Annotated in this window: 19 protein-coding genes and 1 pseudogene; 10 read left to right on the forward strand and 10 right to left on the reverse strand. The window is 54.1% G+C overall.

Features of this window, described 5'->3' with window-relative positions:
- Window positions 1-98 precede the first annotated feature (98 nt).
- Window positions 99-1145, forward strand: a complete 1047-nt coding sequence (hemE, locus tag CpATCC19410_RS01435; protein WP_014300441.1) for a uroporphyrinogen decarboxylase — start codon at window positions 99-101, stop codon at window positions 1143-1145.
- A gap of 67 nt (window positions 1146-1212) precedes the next feature.
- Window positions 1213-2598, forward strand: a complete 1386-nt coding sequence (locus tag CpATCC19410_RS01440) for a protoporphyrinogen oxidase (RefSeq protein ID WP_013241136.1) — start codon at window positions 1213-1215, stop codon at window positions 2596-2598.
- 6 nt (window positions 2599-2604) lie between these two features.
- On the opposite strand, the gene CpATCC19410_RS01445 is transcribed toward CpATCC19410_RS01440, so the two are convergent.
- Window positions 2605-3441, reverse strand: coding sequence for an NAD(P)-dependent oxidoreductase (locus tag CpATCC19410_RS01445; protein ID WP_013241137.1), 837 nt, complete (start codon window positions 3439-3441; stop codon window positions 2605-2607).
- Window positions 3442-3527: 86 nt separating this feature from the next.
- Between CpATCC19410_RS01445 and hemL the strand changes: the two genes are divergently transcribed.
- Genes hemL through CpATCC19410_RS01470 form a run of 5 tightly spaced genes read left to right on the forward strand, consistent with a single transcriptional unit; the run spans window position 3528 to window position 8481 of the window.
- A complete protein-coding gene (gene hemL, locus CpATCC19410_RS01450; RefSeq protein ID WP_014522105.1) occupies window positions 3528-4853 on the forward strand; it encodes a glutamate-1-semialdehyde 2,1-aminomutase in 1326 nt (441 codons plus the stop codon).
- Between the two features lie 8 nt (window positions 4854-4861).
- Window positions 4862-5470 carry a histidine phosphatase family protein gene (locus tag CpATCC19410_RS01455; RefSeq protein WP_013241139.1) on the forward strand — a complete coding sequence of 203 codons (609 nt, stop codon included), beginning with the start codon at window positions 4862-4864 and terminating at the stop codon, window positions 5468-5470.
- 2 nt (window positions 5471-5472) lie between these two features.
- A complete protein-coding gene (locus CpATCC19410_RS01460) occupies window positions 5473-6057 on the forward strand; it encodes a TlpA disulfide reductase family protein (protein ID WP_013241140.1) in 585 nt (194 codons plus the stop codon).
- The gene (locus CpATCC19410_RS01465; protein WP_013241141.1) at window positions 6054-6860 is read left to right on the forward strand and encodes a cytochrome c biogenesis CcdA family protein; all 807 of its coding nucleotides are present in this window, start codon (window positions 6054-6056) and stop codon (window positions 6858-6860) included. The genes CpATCC19410_RS01460 and CpATCC19410_RS01465 overlap by 4 nt, the downstream gene beginning before the upstream one ends.
- A 13-nt stretch (window positions 6861-6873) precedes the next feature.
- Window positions 6874-8481, forward strand: a complete 1608-nt coding sequence (locus CpATCC19410_RS01470; RefSeq protein WP_014522675.1) for a cytochrome c biogenesis protein ResB — start codon at window positions 6874-6876, stop codon at window positions 8479-8481.
- A 3-nt stretch (window positions 8482-8484) separates the two neighbouring features.
- On the opposite strand, the gene CpATCC19410_RS01475 is transcribed toward CpATCC19410_RS01470, so the two are convergent.
- Genes CpATCC19410_RS01475 through CpATCC19410_RS01490 form a run of 4 tightly spaced genes read right to left on the reverse strand, consistent with a single transcriptional unit; the run spans window position 8485 to window position 12130 of the window.
- Complete coding sequence (locus tag CpATCC19410_RS01475) at window positions 8485-9246, reverse strand: class I SAM-dependent methyltransferase (RefSeq protein ID WP_013241143.1); 762 nt, start codon at window positions 9244-9246, stop codon at window positions 8485-8487.
- 19 nt (window positions 9247-9265) lie between these two features.
- Window positions 9266-10036 (reverse strand): ABC transporter ATP-binding protein, encoded by a 771-nt coding sequence (locus CpATCC19410_RS01480; RefSeq protein WP_013241144.1) that lies wholly within the window; start codon window positions 10034-10036, stop codon window positions 9266-9268.
- 6 nt (window positions 10037-10042) lie between these two features.
- The gene (locus tag CpATCC19410_RS01485; RefSeq protein ID WP_013241145.1) at window positions 10043-11029 is read right to left on the reverse strand and encodes an ABC transporter substrate-binding protein; all 987 of its coding nucleotides are present in this window, start codon (window positions 11027-11029) and stop codon (window positions 10043-10045) included.
- Window positions 11030-11077: 48 nt separating this feature from the next.
- Window positions 11078-12130: a FecCD family ABC transporter permease gene (locus tag CpATCC19410_RS01490; protein WP_014400967.1), complete on the reverse strand. Its 1053-nt coding sequence runs from the start codon at window positions 12128-12130 to the stop codon at window positions 11078-11080.
- 239 nt (window positions 12131-12369) lie between these two features.
- Here CpATCC19410_RS01490 and ccsB point away from each other — a divergent pair, with 239 nt between their 5' ends.
- Window positions 12370-13371, forward strand: a complete 1002-nt coding sequence (gene ccsB / locus CpATCC19410_RS01495; protein WP_013241147.1) for a c-type cytochrome biogenesis protein CcsB — start codon at window positions 12370-12372, stop codon at window positions 13369-13371.
- A gap of 129 nt (window positions 13372-13500) precedes the next feature.
- On the opposite strand, the gene CpATCC19410_RS01500 is transcribed toward ccsB, so the two are convergent.
- Window positions 13501-13791, reverse strand: a complete 291-nt coding sequence (locus CpATCC19410_RS01500) for a hypothetical protein (protein ID WP_014300446.1) — start codon at window positions 13789-13791, stop codon at window positions 13501-13503.
- A 107-nt stretch (window positions 13792-13898) separates the two neighbouring features.
- Between CpATCC19410_RS01500 and CpATCC19410_RS01505 the strand changes: the two genes are divergently transcribed.
- Complete coding sequence (locus CpATCC19410_RS01505; protein ID WP_014300447.1) at window positions 13899-14210, forward strand: DUF4229 domain-containing protein; 312 nt, start codon at window positions 13899-13901, stop codon at window positions 14208-14210.
- Here CpATCC19410_RS01505 and CpATCC19410_RS01510 read toward each other — a convergent pair.
- The 4 genes and pseudogenes from CpATCC19410_RS01510 to dcuC form a co-directional block, all read right to left on the reverse strand.
- Complete coding sequence (locus tag CpATCC19410_RS01510; protein WP_013241150.1) at window positions 14196-15071, reverse strand: 1,4-dihydroxy-2-naphthoate polyprenyltransferase; 876 nt, start codon at window positions 15069-15071, stop codon at window positions 14196-14198. The two genes, CpATCC19410_RS01505 and CpATCC19410_RS01510, sit on opposite strands and share 15 nt — an antisense overlap.
- Window positions 15072-15084: 13 nt before the next feature.
- Window positions 15085-16212, reverse strand: a complete 1128-nt coding sequence (gene menE, locus CpATCC19410_RS01515) for an o-succinylbenzoate--CoA ligase (protein ID WP_013241151.1) — start codon at window positions 16210-16212, stop codon at window positions 15085-15087.
- Between the two features lie 62 nt (window positions 16213-16274).
- Window positions 16275-17243, reverse strand: coding sequence for a 1,4-dihydroxy-2-naphthoyl-CoA synthase (locus CpATCC19410_RS01520; RefSeq protein WP_013241152.1), 969 nt, complete (start codon window positions 17241-17243; stop codon window positions 16275-16277).
- Between the two features lie 131 nt (window positions 17244-17374).
- A pseudogene (gene dcuC / locus CpATCC19410_RS01525) lies at window positions 17375-18797 on the reverse strand (C4-dicarboxylate transporter DcuC).
- Between the two features lie 303 nt (window positions 18798-19100).
- Here dcuC and CpATCC19410_RS01530 point away from each other — a divergent pair.
- Window positions 19101-20138, forward strand: coding sequence for an o-succinylbenzoate synthase (locus tag CpATCC19410_RS01530; RefSeq protein ID WP_014400969.1), 1038 nt, complete (start codon window positions 19101-19103; stop codon window positions 20136-20138).
- Window positions 20139-20152 lie beyond the last annotated feature (14 nt).

Below are 20152 nucleotides of genomic sequence, written 5' to 3' on the forward strand. Positions count from 1 at the left end.
ACGATAGAACCCCATCAATCAAATGGTTGATGGGGTTCTCGCCTAAAATAGGGTCGGCTTGCTTTCTTTTGGCCGTTTTGTTGTGCATTATTAGTGGCATGTCACAACCTTTCAACGCGCCAATTCTTGACGCTATTCAGGGAAAAACTCCCACGCGTCGTCCCGTATGGTTTATGCGCCAAGCCGGCCGCTCGCTACCTGAATATCGCAAGGTGCGGGAGGGTATTGGCATGCTGGACAGCTGTTTTATGCCAGAACTTCTTGCGGAAATTACTCTGCAGCCGGTGCGGCGACATGACGTAGACGCTGCGATCCTATTCTCAGACATTGTGGTGCCGCTTAAAGCCGCCGGGGTAAAAGTGGAAATCATTCCTGGCCGTGGTCCTGTTATGGACCGTGCGATCCAAAGTCGTGCTGACGTGGATGCCTTGCCGATCCTTGAAGAGGACGTCCTTCAGGTAGCCCGAGGCATCGAGATTATCCGAGATGAGCTGACGGAACAGCAAACCCTGATTGGTTTTGCAGGCGCACCCTTTACACTGGCGAGCTACCTTGTCGAGGGCGGCCCCAGTAAGAACCATGAAAAGACTAAGTCCATGATGCATGGGGACCCAGAAACCTGGCATGCCCTTATGCAGCGTCTGGTTCCTACCATCGTGCGTTTCCTACGCACCCAGATCGATGCAGGCGTTCAGGCCATGCAGTTTTTCGACTCCTGGGCGGGATTCCTCACGGAGCGCGATTACCGTAATCACGTGCTTCCGTATTCCACTCAGATTTTGGAAGAGGTAGCGGATGTGCCGCGCATCCACTTCGGGGTAAGCACTGGTGAACTGCTCGCTACGATGAGCGAAGCTGGCTCTGAGGTAATGGGTGTGGATTGGCGTGTTCCCCTGGACGCTGCTGCCGAGCGCATTCACGCGCGTTCCGGGGCCAAGGTGCTGCAAGGAAACCTCGATCCGGCGTTGCTTTTTGCGGGAGACGACGTACTAAAAGCTGAGATTGAGCGTATCTGCATGGAAGCCGATCGCGCCATCGCCGCAGGGCATGCCACAGGGCATATATTTAATCTCGGACACGGAGTATTGCCGCACACGGATCCTGAAGCAATCACTCGTGCGGTGGAACTCATTCATCGTTTTTAAAAAGACTCGCTCGGTGTCTCTTTCACTCAATCCCTAACGAATGTAAGTTTCAAGGAAGGTTCTCCACGTGCGCATTGCCATCATCGGTGCCGGTTTAGCGGGGCTAACGGCTGCTTATGAGATTCATAAACTCGCCCCTCACGCGGACGTAGAGGTGTTCGAGGCGACAGATCGAATTGGCGGCAAACTGTTCACGGTTCCGTTTGCCTCCGGTCCTACTGATATGGGCGCAGAAGCATATTTAGTTTTTCGGGAAGATACCACTGAATTTTTCAAAGAGCTAGGACTCGAGGAGAGTTTGCGTTCTCCCTCGGGGTTGCCTTCTTTGCTATACCAGGGAGGCAGCCTTCATAGCATGCCTTCCAACACGATCATGGGTATCCCCGGCACAAGTGAGGACCTAGGTAACCTGGTCAGCGAGGAAACTCGCAAACGCATTGACTCGGAAATAAACGCGGAGTCTATTGAGTGGCCTCAAGAAATAAGCCTGGGTGCACTCCTGCGGGAACGCTTGGGTGATGATGTTGTAGATCATGTGGTGTCGACGCTGCAAGGTGGCGTTTATTCTTCTACCTCGGATGATCTCAGCGTGCGCGCTACGGTACCGCAGCTAGCGCGGGCCTTAGACAAGCTCAAAGAAGAGGGAAAGCCCGTAACCATCACGGGTGCTGTTCAACGGCTTTTGTCTGAGCGAGAGGAACGTAACAAAAAACGGGGATATACCCCGAGCGTTTTTGCGTCTTTCGCAGGCGGTTATGCGGAGATGTATGAGGCTCTTGCTGAGCGTAGCGAGGCAAAGATCCACATCGATGCCTTTATTACCGCAGTGGATAAAAAGCCTGAGGGTTTTGTGCTCAAGGGTGCTGAAGGGGTCTTTGATAAAGTCCTGTTGACGGTGCCGGCGCCCACGGCGGCTCTGCTGCTTAAGAACCTTGTTCCGGAGGCTGCACAACAGCTTAAAACTATCAAGCTAGCGAGCTCTGCCGTGGTAGGAATGAAGTTTGATAATTCCGCGGGACTCCCCGATAACTCTGGGATTCTTGTTGCCACTAATGCCCAAGATGTGAGGGCAAAAGCATTCACCTTCTCCTCTAAGAAGTGGCCTCACCTGGGGGAACGTGGCGGTGCTTTAGTGCGGGCCTCTTTCGGTAGGTTTGGTGAGGACGCTATCGCGCGCGCAGACGAAGACGAGCTTGTCGACGCAGCCCTCGACGACCTACAGACCATTACGGGATTCGACGGACGTGCTGCTGGATTATCGGAGATCTTTGTCCAGCGATGGTTCGGCGGGTTGCCAGTGTATGGTCCTGGGCACTTGGACACGGTTGCAGCAATCAAGAAAGCACTGGCTCAGGTCGAGGGCATCGATGCTACTGGTGCGTGGGCCGATGGCGTCGGCGTTCCCGCAGTGATCGATGCTGCGAAAGCAGCGGCCAAACGAGCACTTGCCTAAAATGGTTTAGCTGTCTCGGCGTGTCAGCATCACGGAGAAATCCTCATCGCCATGCCCGGCCTGCTGTTGTTCTTCCAATGACTTTAGTGCTGAGGCGACTGCGGGAAGCGGTTGGTCCGCGGTGTTCAGCATCAGGCGAGCATCCTTTGCTATCGCATCTGCTGTGAAGTCTCCAGGTGCGGTGGGACGCTCGCCCACAACAAAGGGATGCTTCATCCCGGCGATAAAGGCCAGGCCGGTGGACCTAAGCATGGTGAGGGTTTCCTCCGGGGACAAACCGCTGGAGTCTCCGAGGAGCAGCGCCTCCTTAAGCCCCTGGGCGCTTACTGCAAGGGCGAGATTAGCCAGCAATTTTCCTACGGCAGCTTTAGGGGCGGCGTCGACAAGCACAAGTCTTTCAGGATCTGCCCATGGGGCGACGAGCGCAGCAGCGGTATTGCGGTACTGCTCATCGGTGCCGCCCACATAAACTCCCAAAGAGCCGGCGCGAGCTGGGCCGAGGGTACCCACCACGGGGGCTGCGACATAGCTAGGCACTGCATGAGCAAACTCAATGCAGTCTTCCGGGCTGACGGTAGTCGTATCAATCCACAGCACCCCATCCGGGATAAGGCGAGGGGTAATAACTACGTCTCGCACTGTATCGGGGCCAAAAAGCGATGTCACAACGATATCGGCAGCAGCGACCGCTTCCTCGGGGGAAGAAGCGAGCGTGGCACCTGCTGCCACCAAGCGCTCTGCTTTGCTTGGGGTGCGATTCCAGACCACGAGTTCGTGTTCTTTGAGCAGATGGAGTGCTAACTCTGTGCCCATTCGACCGGTTCCAAGAAATGCAATAGTCATGGCGCCATGATAGAGAAGGCGTGAAGGCTTTGCAGTGTGTAGAGAAAAGAGTGGCTCTAAAGTTTGTGAGCTAGTTACGTAATAGGATGGTACGCATGACTGTTATCCCGACTTCCTCTAACGTTCAGCGTTCCCGTGAGCTTTTCGATCAAGCATGCAAAGTAACCCCAGGTGGTGTGAACTCACCGGTGCGCGCTTTTGGATCCGTGGGCGGTCAGGCGCGTTTTATCGCGTCGGCGCAGGGCTCCAAGCTTTATGACGTAGACGGCAATGAATACGTGGACCTAGTGTGCTCTTGGGGGCCGATGCTTTTGGGGCACGCCCACCCTGAAATCGTTGAAGCAGTGCAGAAGGCAGCGGAGAAGGGGCTATCTTTTGGCGCTCCTACTGAGGCTGAAGTGCGCATAGCTAACATGATCGTTGAGCGTACCTCTGTGGAGGAGGTTCGCATGGTCAACTCGGGCACAGAGGCGACCATGTCTGCAGTTCGGCTGGCTCGGGGGTTCACTGGCCGCCCCAAGATTATTAAATTCGACGGGTGCTATCACGGACACGTTGATGCGCTGCTGGCATCCGCAGGATCCGGGGTAGCTACGTTCGCATTGCCGGATTCTCCAGGCGTGACGGGTGCTTCCGCCGCGGATACCATCGTGGTGCCGTATAACGACATCGAGGCGGTCGCGCAGGCTTTTGCAGAGAATGATGGGCAAATCGCCTGCATCATTGCAGAGGCCGCGGCAGGAAACATGGGCACGGTTGCCCCACGCAATGATTTTAATGCCAAGCTCAAAGAGTTGGCACATGCTCATGGCGCATTGCTCATCTTGGATGAGGTGATGACGGGCTTCCGTACCTCCTACAACGGTTGGTTTGGCGTAGACCATGTGGCCGGAGACCTGACCACCTTTGGCAAGGTCATCTCGGGTGGTCTCCCAGCCGCGGCTTTTGGTGGACGTGCGGACATTATGAAGTACCTGGCCCCTGAGGGGCCGGTCTATCAGGCGGGGACTCTCTCAGGTAATCCGGTGGCTGTGGCCGCCGGCATGAAATCTCTTGAGCTTGCTACCCCTGAGGTCTATGACATAGTGCGTGCTAATGCTGATCGCCTGGCCGAGTTGCTGAGCAGCGCGCTAGAGCGTGAAGGGGTAGCTCACCATATTCAGAGGGCCGCTACGATGCTATCCATCCGCTTTGCAGAGGGCGAAGGCCACAACTTTGATCAGATGAAGTCGGCTGAGACATTCCGATTTTCTCCTTTCTTCCACGCTCTCATGGATAATGGCATCTATGCGCCGGCGAGTGTGTTTGAGACCTGGTTTGTGTCTGCGGCGCTTAGCGACGAAGATTTCGAGAAGATCGAGAACGCCCTACGCCCAGCGGCTCAGGCTGCAGCTGCCGCAAACAAGTACTGAGAGGCCACATGAGTACCACCATCGTTCACCTCATCCGGCACGGAGAAGTCTTTAATCCAGAGCGCATTCTGTATGGGCGCATCCCTGATTACCACCTCTCCTCACGCGGGCACAGCATGGCTGCTCGGACAGCTAGCTCCTTTGCCGGACACGACGTATCCGTTCTGATGTCCTCTCCTTTGGAGCGCGCGCAGGAGACAGCAGCGCCTTTTGCGGAGAAGCTAGGACTTGAAGTGCGTCTCGACGACCGTCTTCTGGAGTCCGGCAACCGTTTTGAAGGCCTGCGCGTCAAAGGCTTGAGGTCTCAATTGTGGAACCCCGTGAGGTGGCCGCTCATGGCCAACCCGCTGCTGCCCAGTTGGGGGGAGCACTATGTGGATCAACGCGATCGCATGATGGCAGTAGTAGAAGATGCTCGGCGCGCCGCTGAGGGACACGAGGCGATCTTGGTGAGTCATCAATTGCCTATTGTGTGCGTGCAACGGCATGTTCAAGGAAAACCTCTGGCGCATAATCCGGCGGCTCGACAGTGTAACTTGGCTAGCGTCAGCTCGCTGGTGTTTGAAGGCGACCAGCTCGTTGACTATATTTACACGGAACCAGCACAGGAGATCTAAGAGTGAAGAGAACTCTCGCTGCGACGATGATATCGAGCCTGCTTGTGCTTAGTGCGTGCAGCTCTGAGGACACTGCAGGAACGGACGCAGTGGCTATCGGTGGGACGTTCCAATTCCATTCACCAGGTGGGCAAACGGAGATTTTCTATGAGGAAGCAGACCGAGCTCCTGTTAAGAACATCTCTGGCGAGTCTTTGTCCTCGGACGCAAAGATCAGCCTTGATGATTACAAAGATCAGGTTGTTGTTTTGAACGCATGGGGTCAGTGGTGCGCGCCTTGCCGCAGCGAGTCCGATGACTTGCAAACCGTGCAGGAGTACCTGGAAAAGGAGCAGCGCGGTACAGTGCTGGGGATCAACGTGCGTGATTATTCCAAGCAGATTGCCCAAGATTTTGTCAAAGATAACGGGTTAACCTATCCCAGTCTGTATGATCCACCATTTAAATCTGCTGCACAGCTCGGAGGGGTCCCCGCTGCCGTGGTTCCTACGACTATTATCCTGGACAAGCAGCACCGTCCAGCAGCGGTTTTCCTAAGAGAAATTACCGCTAAGGACGTTATTGACGTGGTTGAAAGAATTGTATGACTGACGTTTTAGCTAGTGGTATTGGCGAGCAGATCGCAGACGTTGCGGCCACAGGGCCACTACTGCTTGGCCTAGCGGCCGCAGCGCTTGCCGGTTTAGCCTCTTTTGCCAGCCCTTGTGTGATTCCATTGGTTCCGGGGTATATGTCTTACCTGGCGGGAGTAGTAGGCGCAGAGATGGAGCTCGGTGAACAAGGCCCGCAAGTAGCAAAGAAGGGGCGTTGGCGGGTAACCGGGGCGGCCCTACTGTTTGTTCTTGGGTTTACCGTGATTTTTACCCTGGCCACGGCAACCGTTTTTGGTGCCATTAGCGCCCTCACTCTCAACGCGGAAACCTTGATGCGTATCGGCGGGGTGGTCACGCTGCTCATGGGCGTGGTGTTTTTAGGCTGGGTGCCCTTCTTGCAAGAAGATAAACGAATGGCCCCTAAACGCTGGTCTACCTGGTTGGGTGCGCCGCTGCTCGGAGGAGTTTTTGCCCTGGGGTGGACTCCCTGCTTAGGGCCTACCCTAGCAGCTATTATTTCTATTTCTGCTGGTACAGAAGGAACAACCGCAGCTAGGGGAGTGGCCCTCATCCTGGCGTACTGCGTGGGATTGGGATTTCCCTTTGTGGCGGTTGCACTGGGTTCTGCGCGGGCAATGCATGGCATAGGGGTGCTGCGGCGGCACTCTCGTACTATCCAGATCGTGGGTGGTGTGGCATTGATCGCAGTCGGCACGGCGTTAGTCTCTGGAACGTGGGGGATATTTATTAACTGGGTGCGTCAGTGGACCGTCGAGTATGGTGCAACTTTTATTTAGAAAGAGCATGTGAATGAGTAAGCGGACGAGGAAGCTGCTGAGCTACCCATTAAAGGCATGGCACTGGCTCACGAGCATGCGCACGGCGTTGGCCCTGCTATTTCTTCTAGCATTAGCCTCCATCCCAGGCGCATTGTTGCCGCAGCGTTCCCTTAACCAGTCAAAGGTTACGGAGTACATCGCTAATAATGGCCGGACTGCTGAAATTTATGACAAACTGCAGCTTTTCGACGTCTTTAGCTCTACCTGGTTCACTGCGATCTTTGCCCTGCTGTTCCTTTCACTCATCGGATGTATCATCCCGCGCTCGTGGGATCACTACAAGGCCATGAAGACACCCCCGGTTCGGGCTCCAAAAAATCTGAGCCGGTTGCCGCTGCACGGCGAGGGCAGTGTGGAAAAACCGCTGAGCCAGGTAGAAGAAGACATACGAGCGCAACTCAAAGGGTGGAAGCTGGCAGAGTACACCCCAGAGGAAGACCGAGCCGGGATGCGGTCGTTTTCCGCTGAGCGGGGGTATCTGCGAGAATTTTTCAACTTAACATTCCACCTTGGTCTGGTGGGTATGTTGGTTGCGATTGCAATGGGCAAGCTGTTCTTCTACGAGGGACAGGTGATCATCGTTGCCAGCGACGATAAGACAAAAAGCACGGAGTTCTGCAACACTGCGACGGCAAACTACGATTCCTTCCGGGCCGGCTCGCTTTTCGACGGCACTGGCTTAAACCCTTTTTGTTTTATCGCACACAACTTTTCTGCTGATTATCTTCCCAATGGGCAGGCGAAGATGTTTAGCTCTTTGGTCTCCTACGCAGCGGGAGAAAAGATCTTTAATGATACCGAGACGTGGCAGCAATACACCCTTAAAGTCAATCATCCCCTGCGCATTGCCGGCGACCGCGTTTATCTGCAAGGACACGGCTACGCACCGACCTTTAGCGTCACGTGGCCCAACGGGGAAAAGAGAACCCAGACCGTTCAGTGGCAGCCGACTGACCTTATGAACTTCCTCTCGGACGGTGTGGTTCGTTTTGACCCGCCGGCCGGAATGTACAAAGACGCCTTTGAGAAGCGTCAAAACCAGCTGGCCATTCAAGGCTTGTTTGCGCCGACTGCCTCCTGGGAAGGCGAAAACAAAGCCTTGCTGACTTCCCGGTATCCAGCTATGACCAACCCCGCGGTAGCCATTGACATCTATCGGGGAGACAACGGCTTGGATTCCGGCAGAGGACAAAACCTCTTTAGCTTGGACAGTGCCCTGACCCACTCTGGTCAGCTGCAGAAGCTGGAACGCGTTAACCTGAGCGTTGGGCAGTCCGTGACCCTGGATAACGGAACAGTGGTCTCGTTTGACGGTGCCGAACAATTTGCTAACTATCAGATCAGCCATGATCCCGCACAGCTCTGGGTGCTCTTTTTCACCGTCATAGCGCTGTGCTCTCTCGCCGGTTCATTATTGATCCGACGCCGACGGATCTGGGTGCGCGTGCGCCCTGTTTCCAGCACCGTTACCTGTGTAGAGACCGCAGGACTCGCCCGAACTGACCGCGCCGGGTGGGGAAGGGAATACGAGCGGATTCATCGACGCATCCTTGGGCTTCCCGATCCCGACGAGGACTAGAAATCATGAGGCTGTGGGCCAGATTCCGTAGATGAGATAGTCATCGAGCCACTGATATAGGTGGCCCGTTTCTGAGCATCCCGCGGAACGCAGTGCCGCGAGGTGGTAGGTGCTATCTACTTTTACCGTGGCAGACTTGTTGGCCCAGCGCTGATGCCATAGATCTGCTTCTTTCTCCCAGCCTGGCATTTGGAAGGCTGCATCCCACCAGGCCTCCCACGTAAAAACTCCCGAGGAAACTGTGCGGGCGCGGAAGTCCTCCCGGATTGTTTCAGAAAGAGAGGCTAAGACTGGATTGTGGTGGGCGTCGTAAAGCAAATGGTCGGCATTCATAAAGATCGCACCGGGTTTAACCACCCGAGTGAGGTCCTGATAGAGCTGAGATAACTGGTCGGGTGCGAACCAGTGCAAAGCGGTGGCACTGATAACGGCATCAAAGTTTGTAGCGGGGAGTTGTTCTACCCAAGCGGAGTCGGTGAGGTTGGCGTCGACAAAGCGGAGACGCTCACCGAATTGGTTTGTTTCTGCCCCTAGCCGTAGCAATACCGGGTCCCGGTCCACACCAACGACCGTGGCGTTAGGTAACTCCTGAAGGATCTCTGTGCCGAGGCTGCCTGGGCCACATGCAAGATCGAGCACAGAGATGGGAGCATCCCCATACCGTGCTTTAAGGACCTCGATGAGCGTGCGGGTCCTGAGCGCTCGATGTTCTATGAAAGCCGTCTGCTGTTCATGCCAAGCCATAAGCAGTTCTTGGGGTGTCATTGCGTCTGTCCTTTCGGCGCTAGGAAGCACGAGAAGATAGTGGTGAAAAAAGAAATTGGGGAGATCCTCTGTGCTGAAGGATCTGCGCGTGGAGTCCGAAGACCTCAGCAAACATCTCTGCGTTAAAAACGTGATCAGGCTTGCCTTGAGCTACGACCATGCCATGGTTAAGAACGATGACCTCGGTGCAAAAACGTGCTGCGAGGTTGAGATCATGGAGTACAACCACAGACGTTGATCTGAGGGTGGTGACAAGTTCCATGATGGCAAATTGATGCGCGAGGTCGAGATGATTGGTGGGTTCGTCGAGAAGCACATGGTCAGCTTGTTGCGCGATGGCGCGAGCTATGAGCACACGCTGTCTCTCGCCGCCGGAAAGCTCTGAGATCAACCGGCTACCAAATCCAGAGAGCCCTACTTGTTCCAACGCCGACGCCACAATCATGTGATTGTGTGCGTTGGAGTAGGACAATAACGTGCTTTGCGCCAACCGCCCCAAGCCCACGCAATCGGAAACGCGTAGAGGTAGGGAAGAATCGCGTTCCTGCGCTACCACCGCAACCTTTTGCGCGATCCGGCGCGGGGTGAGTGAAGACAAATCTTCAGTATCTATTTCTATTCGCCCGCTCTGAGGCGATAAGGACTTGTAAAGGGCGCGCAACAGGGTGGTTTTTCCACTCCCGTTTGGTCCCACGATGCCGATCGTGTGCCCACCCTGTGCACTCAGATTTACCCCCTGAAGTATGGGGGTGCCTTGGAAAGTGATGTTGAGGTCGGTAGCCGTAATCATACAATGCTATTTGATTAGATTGTGCAGGTAGGACGCGCCTTCTACAGACAGCGTGGTGGGAGGATCTGTCAGGATGAAAGGCATGTGTGCAACGTGATTATTCTGGACAGCCTTGAGATCTTTCGCTCCCGGGAAATTTAAGAAAGTCTTCATGGCAGCGTCGGAGTCTGAGGATTCAGAGAGCAGGACAATCCGATCAGGGTTCTTAGCCAGTATCTCTTCCATAGAGGAATCAAAGACTCGCTCTGGGTTGTCTGCGTAGACGTTCTTGAGTCCATTGGCCTCCAAAATAGGTTGCACCATCGAAGTGTTGCCATAGGCATAAAACTCATCCGAACCGGGGGTGATATAGAGCATGACGGCAGACGTATCCCCTTGGGTGCTGCCTTGCTGCTTGAGCTTGTCTTGGACGGACTTCTTAAGCTCTTCCCCTTTGCCTTTCACATCAAAGATCGTGGCAAGCTTGTCTATCTCATTGTTCACTAAGCCCCAATCGGCTTTTTTAGCGGAGGCATTGGGACAGAACGCGTCTGGAGAATATAAGGGGATTCCAGCGTCCTTTAATGCTTGTCGGTCTGCCCCTGTGTCAAAGCCGATAACAAGGTCAGGCTTGAGCTCAAGAATGGCTTCCGTGGAAACCTTTGCGCCGCCGGTGTCTAATTCGCCGGCTGCGATAGTGGGAATGTTTGCTATTGCCTTCTCTAGACTCGGACTAATGCCTTCTACCCGCTTGGCGCCAGCTTTTGCCACGACTTTGTCTATCACGTCAAGGTCGTGGAGGATCGAAATGTCTGTTTCTGACATGACCAGGACTTTCTCGGGGGCCTTGTTAAAGCTCAGTGTTTCATCACAACTAGCCACTTGTATTTTGGCTTCCGATGCAGCGGTCTTATCGTGAGCGGCCTGTTTATCCGCCGCGCTTTCGCCGCAGGCAGTGAGTGCTAAGGCCGCAACGGACACTAGGGCTAAATATTGAGCAGTTGTCTTCTTCATAAGGTCTCCTCGTAGGAATTGAATAGGAATTGGATCAGGACAGGGAAGCTATACGTTTGTAGTTCGTCGAATAAGGATTGCTAGAACCGGTGCGCCAATCAGGCCGGTGAGCACTCCGATAGGAAGCTCTTGCGGGCTAATCAGCACCCGCGCCAAGGCATCTGCAAGTACAAGAAATAACGCAGAGGCCAAAGCGGTATTGATTACCAACATGCGGTGACTATAACCAGAGACTATGCGCATTATGTGGGGGACAATAAGACCAACAAAACCGATACCGCCGGAGCTACTCACGGCTATTGCCACGGCGGCAGATACCACGATGAGAACGAGTAACCGAGTAATTTCAGGGGGCACGCCTACAGCCCGTGCGGTCTCATCGCCACTGGCCAGAGCATCCAAGAGCGGTCCGATTATGGCCATAAGCAGAGTCAAAAAGATGGCGACAATAATTGTTGCAACCACCGCTTGCCAGCGCGCTCGGCCTAGGGAACCCAACATCCAGAACATCACTGCTTGGTTTGTCTCCGGAGAGCCGTTGGTAAAGATGATGAAGTTGGTAAAAGCCTGTGCGCCAAATCCGATTGCTAATCCAGAAAGTATGAGCTTGAGTGGGGATGAGCTGCGACCTGCAATGATTAGAACAGCACATGTAGCAATGACAGAACCGGCAAAGGCAAAGAATCCCATGGCCCACGCGGAGCTTAAACCGAGGATAATCAAGGAAAACGCCGCGCCGGTGGAAGCCCCAGAGCTTACTCCCAGGACGTAGGGCTCCGCTAAAGAATTCCGGATTACGGCCTGGAAGACTACTCCAGAGACGCCCAATATTGCGCCGACTGCAAGTCCCAGTAGCACTCGCGGAAAACGGTTGTGCCAGATAATCGCATCGGTGGCTCTATCCCAGCTGATATCGACGGGTACATGCGGGATGTGGCTTAAAATGACGCCAAACACATGGGAAGGCGCGACTCCCGCAGCTCCGATGCATACGCTTAATGCCGGGATAAAAAGCACCATGATACTGAGCACCAGCGTGGTTATCGTGGTGCGCTGCCCTGTGTATTGCACTGTGAGTTGGTGCCCCTGACTGATAAACAAATTGAAAATGATTTCCAATATTAGATTAGTGGGCCTGAGCGTTCATTGAAAAATAACTGGTGCAGGCATGAGTCGGCACAAGTATGTACTAAGGAAAACTGGTGTAGAAGAAGAGTGCAAAGGTTAACGTCTTTTGGGGTTAAAACTCCTAAGACAAAAGGAACATGTGCTGGTGTGGTAGACATCAAATTTTTTGCGGGTATTCTGTTCCGAGATCACTAACTCTGATTAGAGGTACCATGAACGTCAACCCGAATCTTGCGTCGCTATCCGATATGGCATTTGCGTCGAGCTTCGTCATCTATTTTATTGCTCTTGTACTCTCGATTGTCTTTTATATGAAAACGAGAACGTTCATTGACCTGGAACGGGAAAGAGTCAATGAACGGGCGCTCGTGACCGTGGGGAGCGAATCCGATAGTACCGAGGGGATGGGCACCGAGCTGGATTCTGCGGATGATCAAATCTCTAAGGTGGGAGCATCTGCAGAAAAGTTTGCTGGTATGACCCAGATGATCGTGTGGTTGGGCGTTGTTGTTCACGCCGCCTCTGTGATCTTGCGCGGTCTATCCGCTTCGCGGTTCCCCTTTGGCAATCTTTATGAATATGTCTTGGTGATCAGCTGTTTCGCGGTAGCGATTGCGGCGTTCTTCTTGCAACGGCGAGAAATGCGCGTGTTGTGGCCATGGGTTCTCACCCCTATCTTGGCTCTGCTCTTTTTTGGTGGGACCAAGCTCTATGCTGATTCCGCTCCGGTAGTACCTGCTTTGCAGTCGTTCTGGTTCCCGATCCATGTATCTACAGTGTCTATAGGCGCTTCTATCGGCATGATCTCTGGCGTTGCTTCCGTGCTTTATCTGCTGCGTTTATACCAGGAGCAAGGCAAGGAAAAGGGCGTGCTAGGGGCACTGGCCAAGCCGTTGCCCTCTGCAAAGCTTCTCGACGCCATCGCGTATCGCACAGCGATTATCACTGTGCCGGTCTTTGGTCTAGGCATTATTTTAGGAGCAATTTGGGCAGAAAGTGCGTGGGGGCGCTTCTGGGGATGGGATCCTAAAGAGACCGTGGCTTTTGCTACTTGGATCCTTTATGCGGCTTATCTGCACGCACGTGCTACCTCAGGATGGCGGGACTCCCGGGCTGCGTGGATCAATATTGTAGCGCTTTGCACCATGGTATTTAATCTCTTTTTTATTAATATGGTGGTCTCCGGTTTGCACTCATATGCGGGTCTGAACTAATCAAACATGAGCCCGAGAGTTCCTTTTCCTATATTGATCGGGGCATGAAAAAGACGCTGTGCTTTTATTCCAAGGGGAATCTAAGCACAGCGTTGTCATAACAACTGCGTATTACGCTAAAGCGCGATGTTAGGCGCTTGGGGTCCCATCGTCTTGCGACTTCTCCCGATCACCATGGGAAGTATCTTCTGTGGCTTCGCGCTTCTTTTGCTCAGCTGCTTTGCGCTTGGCTTCCTCCGCGGCGCGACGCTTTTTAAATTGATCTCTTTCCAAACGCCACAAGAATTCTTCATCGTCATCTGGGCCTTTGATACGAGGAGGCTCGGGGATGGCGCTCTTCTGCCAAGTTTTAGGGCCAAACGCCTTCCACACCAACACGATGGCTGCGATAAGCAGGAGAAGAAGAATAAGACGGCCCACGGAAGATCCTTTCAAAAAGATGAATTTATGGGATTATGTGACTGTGAGCCTAGATTACCCCGAAAGAAGAACTGTTGAGTAGGGTGCTGAATGTGAGCGAAACTGCAATGTCAGAGAATTCTCGTCCGATCGTCGATCCGCAGGTAAGAACTGCTGCCCGGAAAGCCGTCATCGTGTACGGTATCGCACGATGCGCACTTTTTATCGTGCTGACCGCCATCATTCAGGGGATTGCGGTAGCCATCGGCGCCCCAGTGCCAATCCTTATTTCAGCCACGCTGGCATTAATCCTGGCCATGCCTCTATCCATGTTTGTGTTTAAAGGGATCAGGGTTCAAGCTACTCAGGCCGTAGCGTTATGGAGTGCACAACGCAAGGCCGAGAAGGATTGGGTTAAAAGCGAATTATCCAGCCGCTAATGCTATGGCAGTTGCTACGGCCCATACCGCCATGGACTTTCCAGTAGCGCCGAGTACCGGGATAAGATCCTGAGCGTGGCGTCCTTTCACCACAGGTTGTGCTGCTTTTATCACAAGCGGAAGGGCGATAATGCCGATGCCAGCCCAGGGTGAAACTGCAAAGAACGCAAGGGAAACCGCAAACGGTATGGCTACGAGGACGCAATACAAGCGGCGGGTTGCGGTATCGCCAAGAATAACCGCAAGGGTAGTTTTCCCTGCGGCAGAATCGGTGGGAATATCGCGGAGGTTATTTACAAGGTTTACCCCGGCGGACATTGCTCCTACCGCTACGGCACAACCGAAACCAACCCACGTGACTCTGCCGAGCTGAGTGAACTGAGTTCCTAGTACTGCAACAAGGCCAAAGAATACAAAGACTGAGACTTCGCCGAGTCCACGGTACCCATAGGGATTTTTCCCGCCGGTATAAAACCAGGCCCCGAGGATGCAAAGAGCGCCCACGGCAATAAGCCACCATGCGCTTGCTAAACACAAGGCGATGCCGGCGATCGCTGCTACTCCGAAAGCTAGAAAAGCAGCTCGTTTAACGTCCTCCGGTTGCGCCAATCCAGATCCCGTTAGCCGTAGTGGGCCAGTGCGGTCATCATCTGTACCGCGGATTCCATCTGAATAATCGTTTGCGTAGTTCACTCCTACGATGAGTGCCCATGCGACAACGAGCGCCAACAGGGCCCGCCACCAGCTAAAACCATGGGCTTGGGCTGCGGCGCCAGAACCGATGATGACGGGGGCAAAGGCATTGGCCCACGTGTGAGGACGGGCGCCTTCTTTCCAATCGGCAAAAGTAGCTTTTGACATGCTGTCTATTGTCTCACTGTTGTGTGAAAAGGGCGGTGACACCCCTACGATCAATTTTTCCGGGGCCGATAAGTGGCAGAGATTCCACTCGACGGATGTCCTTGGGCAACTGCCAACGAGGGAGATCATCAAGCGCGGAAATGATAGTTGTAGGATGTGCATTGCCCTCATAAGCTGCGACAATAATGTGGCCGAATCGCCTGTCGGGTAGCCCCACTACGCAAGCCGCCGTGACTCCAGGGACATCGCAAAGTTTGCGCTCCAAAACTTCGGGGTGAATCTTTAAGCCACCAGAGTCGATAACGTTATCGAGCCTGCCTACAACTTCAAGTATTCCGTCATTGAGGATGCCCGCGTCGGAGGTAATAAACCAGCCGGGTTGAGAAAACGCATGGTGATCGGGGATATTACGGTATCCCTGCGCTATCATAGGGCCGCCAAGGTGAATGCGCTCGTTGATAACGCGTATCGTCGCGCCAGGCACCGGGCGGCCGTTATATACGCAGCCTCCGGATGTCTCTGAGGCGCCGTAAGTGGTCACCACGTTGATGCCGAGTTCTTTGGCCGCGCGGCGGTCGTCGGCACGCAAAGGAGCGCCGCCCACCAGGATCGCCGTGAAGACTCGAAGAGCCTCGATGCCCACCAAAGTATCCATTGCTTTAAGCAATTGCAGGGGCGTCAATGATGTGTAAACCCGTTCGCCTTCGACGCTTGCTGCGGCAGCGGCAAAAGCAGCCACGTTAAAGCCGCGTGAAACATCGACAACAATGGGATCATAACCAGCAATGATCGAGCGAACCAGTATCTGCATTCCCGCGATGTGATGAGCCGGCATAGCCAGCAGCCACTGGGCCTCGCCACCGAGAAACTGGTGCGTAGCGTCTGCAGAAGACACAAGGTTGCCCGCGGTGAGCATAGCGCCTTTGGGGATCCCGGTGGAGCCGGAAGTACTCATGACCAGAGCAATATCTGGATCGATGGGGTGACCCACGCGTTGGGTTCTGCGCAGTAGTTCGGCCCGATCTTTATCGTCGGACGGAAGGGGGAGGAAGCTACGCTGCCCCACGATGGCCTGTTCCAAGCGGTCGAGGATGCTGGCAGGATTATGCGTGGGGACAACGAGGGGCTCAAGTACATGCACAATTAAAGTTTAGTGCTAATAGTCATGAGGTCTGGAGTCCCTGTCTCGGATTGAGACGTTGCTTAGTAGTAATAAGGAAAGTCATTCCAATCAGGAGCGCGTTTTTGCAGGAAGGCTTCTTTGCCTTCCACCGCTTCATCCGTCATATATGCCAGGCGAGTGGCTTCACCGGCAAAAACTTGCTGCCCCATGAGGCCGTCGTCGGTGAGGTTAAAAGCAAACTTGAGCATGCGTTGGGCGGTAGGGGACTTGCCGTTGATTTCGCGGGCCATCTGAATGGCCTCGTCCTCTAGATTCTTGTGATCTGCAACGATATTTACAGCACCCATGCGTTGCATCGTCTCGGCGTCGTATGTACGCCCAAGGAAAAAGATTTCACGAGCAAATTTCTGCCCTACCATTTTTGCTAGATATGCGGAACCATAGCCGGCATCAAAGGATCCCACATCGGCATCGGTCTGCTTGAATCGAGCCTCCTGGCGGGAAGCGATTGTCATGTCACACACAACGTGTAAAGAGTGCCCGCCACCTGCGGCCCAGCCGTTGACTACCGCTATAACCACTTTGGGCATGGTGCGGATGAGTCGTTGTACCTCAAGAATGTGCAGCCTGCCACCTTCGACCTTTTCCCTGGCAGTGTCCACTGTTGATTCGTCTGCGGTGGCGTCGTCGTGAGCGTGCTCAGTGGCGTACCTATATCCGGAACGTCCGCGGATACGTTGATCGCCGCCGGAACAGAAGGCCCAGCCACCATCTTTTTCGCTCGGCCCATTTCCGGTAAGCAGTACGGTGCCCACATCGGGTGTGCGGCGAGCGTGGTCGAGTGCGCGATAGAGCTCGTCGACAGTGTGGGGTCGGAAAGCATTACGGACTTCAGGGCGGTCAAAAGCTATGCGCACAATTCCGTTTTCTCGTCCTTCACCTACGTGACGGTGGTACGTGATATCAGTAAGATCCTGGAACCCCGCGACGGTCTCCCACTGGGAAGCATCAAAAGGATTATCGGTACTGTATGTTTTCTGCTCATCCATAATTAAAGAATCTAGTCTTTCAACCTGAGCCCCTTCCAAGAACTGCCTTTCTGAGGCGTATGCTGCCAGCTTCTTTGCTGGCTGCGACTTGGTAGTGCGATGCGATTGGACAGGGGCGAGGTCAAGGTAGGTTAACCGATAAATAAGAACGCAAACAGTGTGTTGAGAACTGTTGCAACAACCATGGGAACAAGGGTGCGTTTGACCAGTCGAATCGGGTTGACTTTGATGGCGCCGGCGACGATAAGCACTGCCGCGTTGACCGGAGAGATCTGGCGCATCAGATTAGACGTGCCCCAGATTGCAGTGAGCATTTGCGGTGCGTGGATGGAAGACTGTGTCGCTAAAGAGGGGACTACCTCGGAGAACGCAAAATAGGGGGCAGTTCCGGAGCCGGTGAGAGTGGCCATGGCGGCGGTAGCGACCACAAAAATGAGAACGATGAGTATGGCTGCGCCGGAAGAACCTTCGGCTGCTTGGATGAGCATGTCGATCACGCCCATCTGGGTAATACCTTCGACTAAAACGGCAGCGGCTACGAGTAGGGAGACTACGCCTGCTGCGCCTTCACCCATGCCTTTGAAAAAACTTGCTACCGAGTCGATGGCGCCCGTGATTGTGCGTTTACGCAAGGATTCGATGATGAGCGCAACAAAAAGAGATACCACGGTAACAGGTAGGATTCCGGCTTCAAAGGGGAGCACACTAAGGCGCTTTAAAAGGGCTGAAACGACGATCAAAAGAAGGGGCATGAGCGGGAGGACCGCGTAAATAGCCGGGTAGCCCAGACGCGCGCTCAAGGGCGTCTCTGGTAGCTGCATCGGAGTCGCTTATTTCTCGGTTTTCTGCGTTGTGCTGCGTTCCCTCGTGGGCATGGCGCGTATCGACGATATCGCAATGGCGTTGCCACCACATGTGTACAAAAGCGGTGATTATCAACGCCGGCACGGTTGCCCATGCGACATGGCCGTAGACAAATTCTGTGACGGTCATGCCGGTAAGGTCAGCACCTTGAATGAGCCCCGCCTCTAGCGGGGTAGGGATGATCGTGGAAGACGTGACCACGATGGCTCCTACTGTCAAAGGGGTGAGTCCGGCGGCTATGAGCGCGGGTAGGAGCGTTGCCACGAGGAGTAGTGAGAGCGCGGAAGCTGAGGGAATAACCAGTGACAAAAGGTTTCCTATTAAAAATCCCACTGGGACGAGCCAATATGATCCCTTAAAACGGCGTAATGGTGTGGAAAGTATCACCACGGTTTTGGCATCGGCACCAATATGGCGCATATAGGAAACAAAACCAAAAAGCACCATAATGGCCATGCCGATTCCAGAGAAACGACTCTTAAAAAGAGCTTCTACCACGAGTAGTTGGTCATAGAGCGCGTTCCCGGAAGAAGTGATGTCCGTGGAACGGAATTCTGCCCGGCCTGTGAGGGCGGCAATCATGAGGAGCAGAACGCCTACAAAGAAAATGGCTGCGGCAGCGTGGACCTTTTTGACTATGAGATAAACCACTGCGGCGACAGCCAGAAGGGCGATGAGGATGTAAAGCATACGAGAGTCCTTTTAAAGGGATATCTGGTTATAACCAATCCCCATTTACGTTAGCAGGATTGGTCACATTTCAGATTAAAAGTGACTTTTTTCATTGATTAGACTGTGGTTAATGGTCCGATGGCCTAATATCGATCGACTTGGGTGTCCGTTGTCTTTTGCTGTGTCCCGCTGTGTTCTGTTCGCCTGTTGGGGTGGCGTGCGAGCTCAATGCGTCCGTATGGTGCAATCTTGAATATTCAACAAAGCAAACATTTTTATTCTTAATGATGAAGACTGGCGATAGGGCGGTAACCTAGCTGTATGACACAAGCGAAACCCCTATCAGCGTGGGGCGCCACAATAGATGAGGTACTTGAGCGCGCCCACGTGGTTGCACTTCCTATGAGGGTGCCTTTCCGTGGCGTGACCACGCGTGAAGCCCTTCTGTTCCGAGGTCCGGTCGGCTGGGGAGAGTTTGCACCCTTTTCGGACTATAGCCCTGAAGAATCCGCCTATTGGCTTTCTTCGGGTCTGGAAATGGCTTATCAGGGCCCACCGAAGGCTATGCGTGACTGCGTAGAGGTCAACGGCACCATCCCGGCAGTGATTCCAGAGCAGGTGCCTGAAGTGATGGCGCATTTTGATGGATGCCGGACTTTCAAAGTAAAAGTTGCGGAGAAAGGTCATTCACTTTCGGATGATGTTGCTCGTGTGAATGCTGTTCGGGAGGCCATGCCCTCGGCAATAATACGCGTTGACGCGAACCGTGGTTGGTCTGTCGAACAAGCCTTTTGCGCCGCCAAGCAGTTGAGCCCTCTGGACTATATGGAGCAGCCTTGCGCAACGGTTGCGGAACTTATTGAGCTGCGCCAGCGTCTTATACGGGCCGGTTTGTTTGTTCGAGTTGCCGCGGATGAGGCGATACGCAGAGCAGAAGATCCTTATGAGGTGGCGCGTGCACAAGCGGCAGACGTCGCAGTGGTAAAAGCGGCCCCCCTAGGAGGACCACGAAAATTGTTGCAGATCGCCGAGTTTATGCGTGCGCGTGGTCTAGACATAACAGTGGCCAGTGCTCTAGACACAGGCGTGGGGATGAATGCCGGGCTGGCAGCAGTCGCGGCTTTGCCTAAACACACTGATGATGAAGACTTTGACGTGCCCCCGGCAGCGGCAGGGCTGGCTACACAGCGGCTTTTTGTGGAGGACATCACTGCACCACGTCAGATCGTCGACGGGCAGCTGGCTGTGGAAATGCTCTCCCCGGACCCCGATCGGCTCTCGGAATTTAGTGTTAAAGATAGTCGCCGCGATGCGTGGTTGCAGCGGCTACAGGAGGCGTGGGAATTCCTAGAGCGTTAAGCGAAAGGCCCCGG

It is taken from the genome of Corynebacterium pseudotuberculosis (genome assembly GCF_002155265.1).
In the GTDB taxonomy this organism is placed as follows: domain Bacteria; phylum Actinomycetota; class Actinomycetes; order Mycobacteriales; family Mycobacteriaceae; genus Corynebacterium; species Corynebacterium pseudotuberculosis.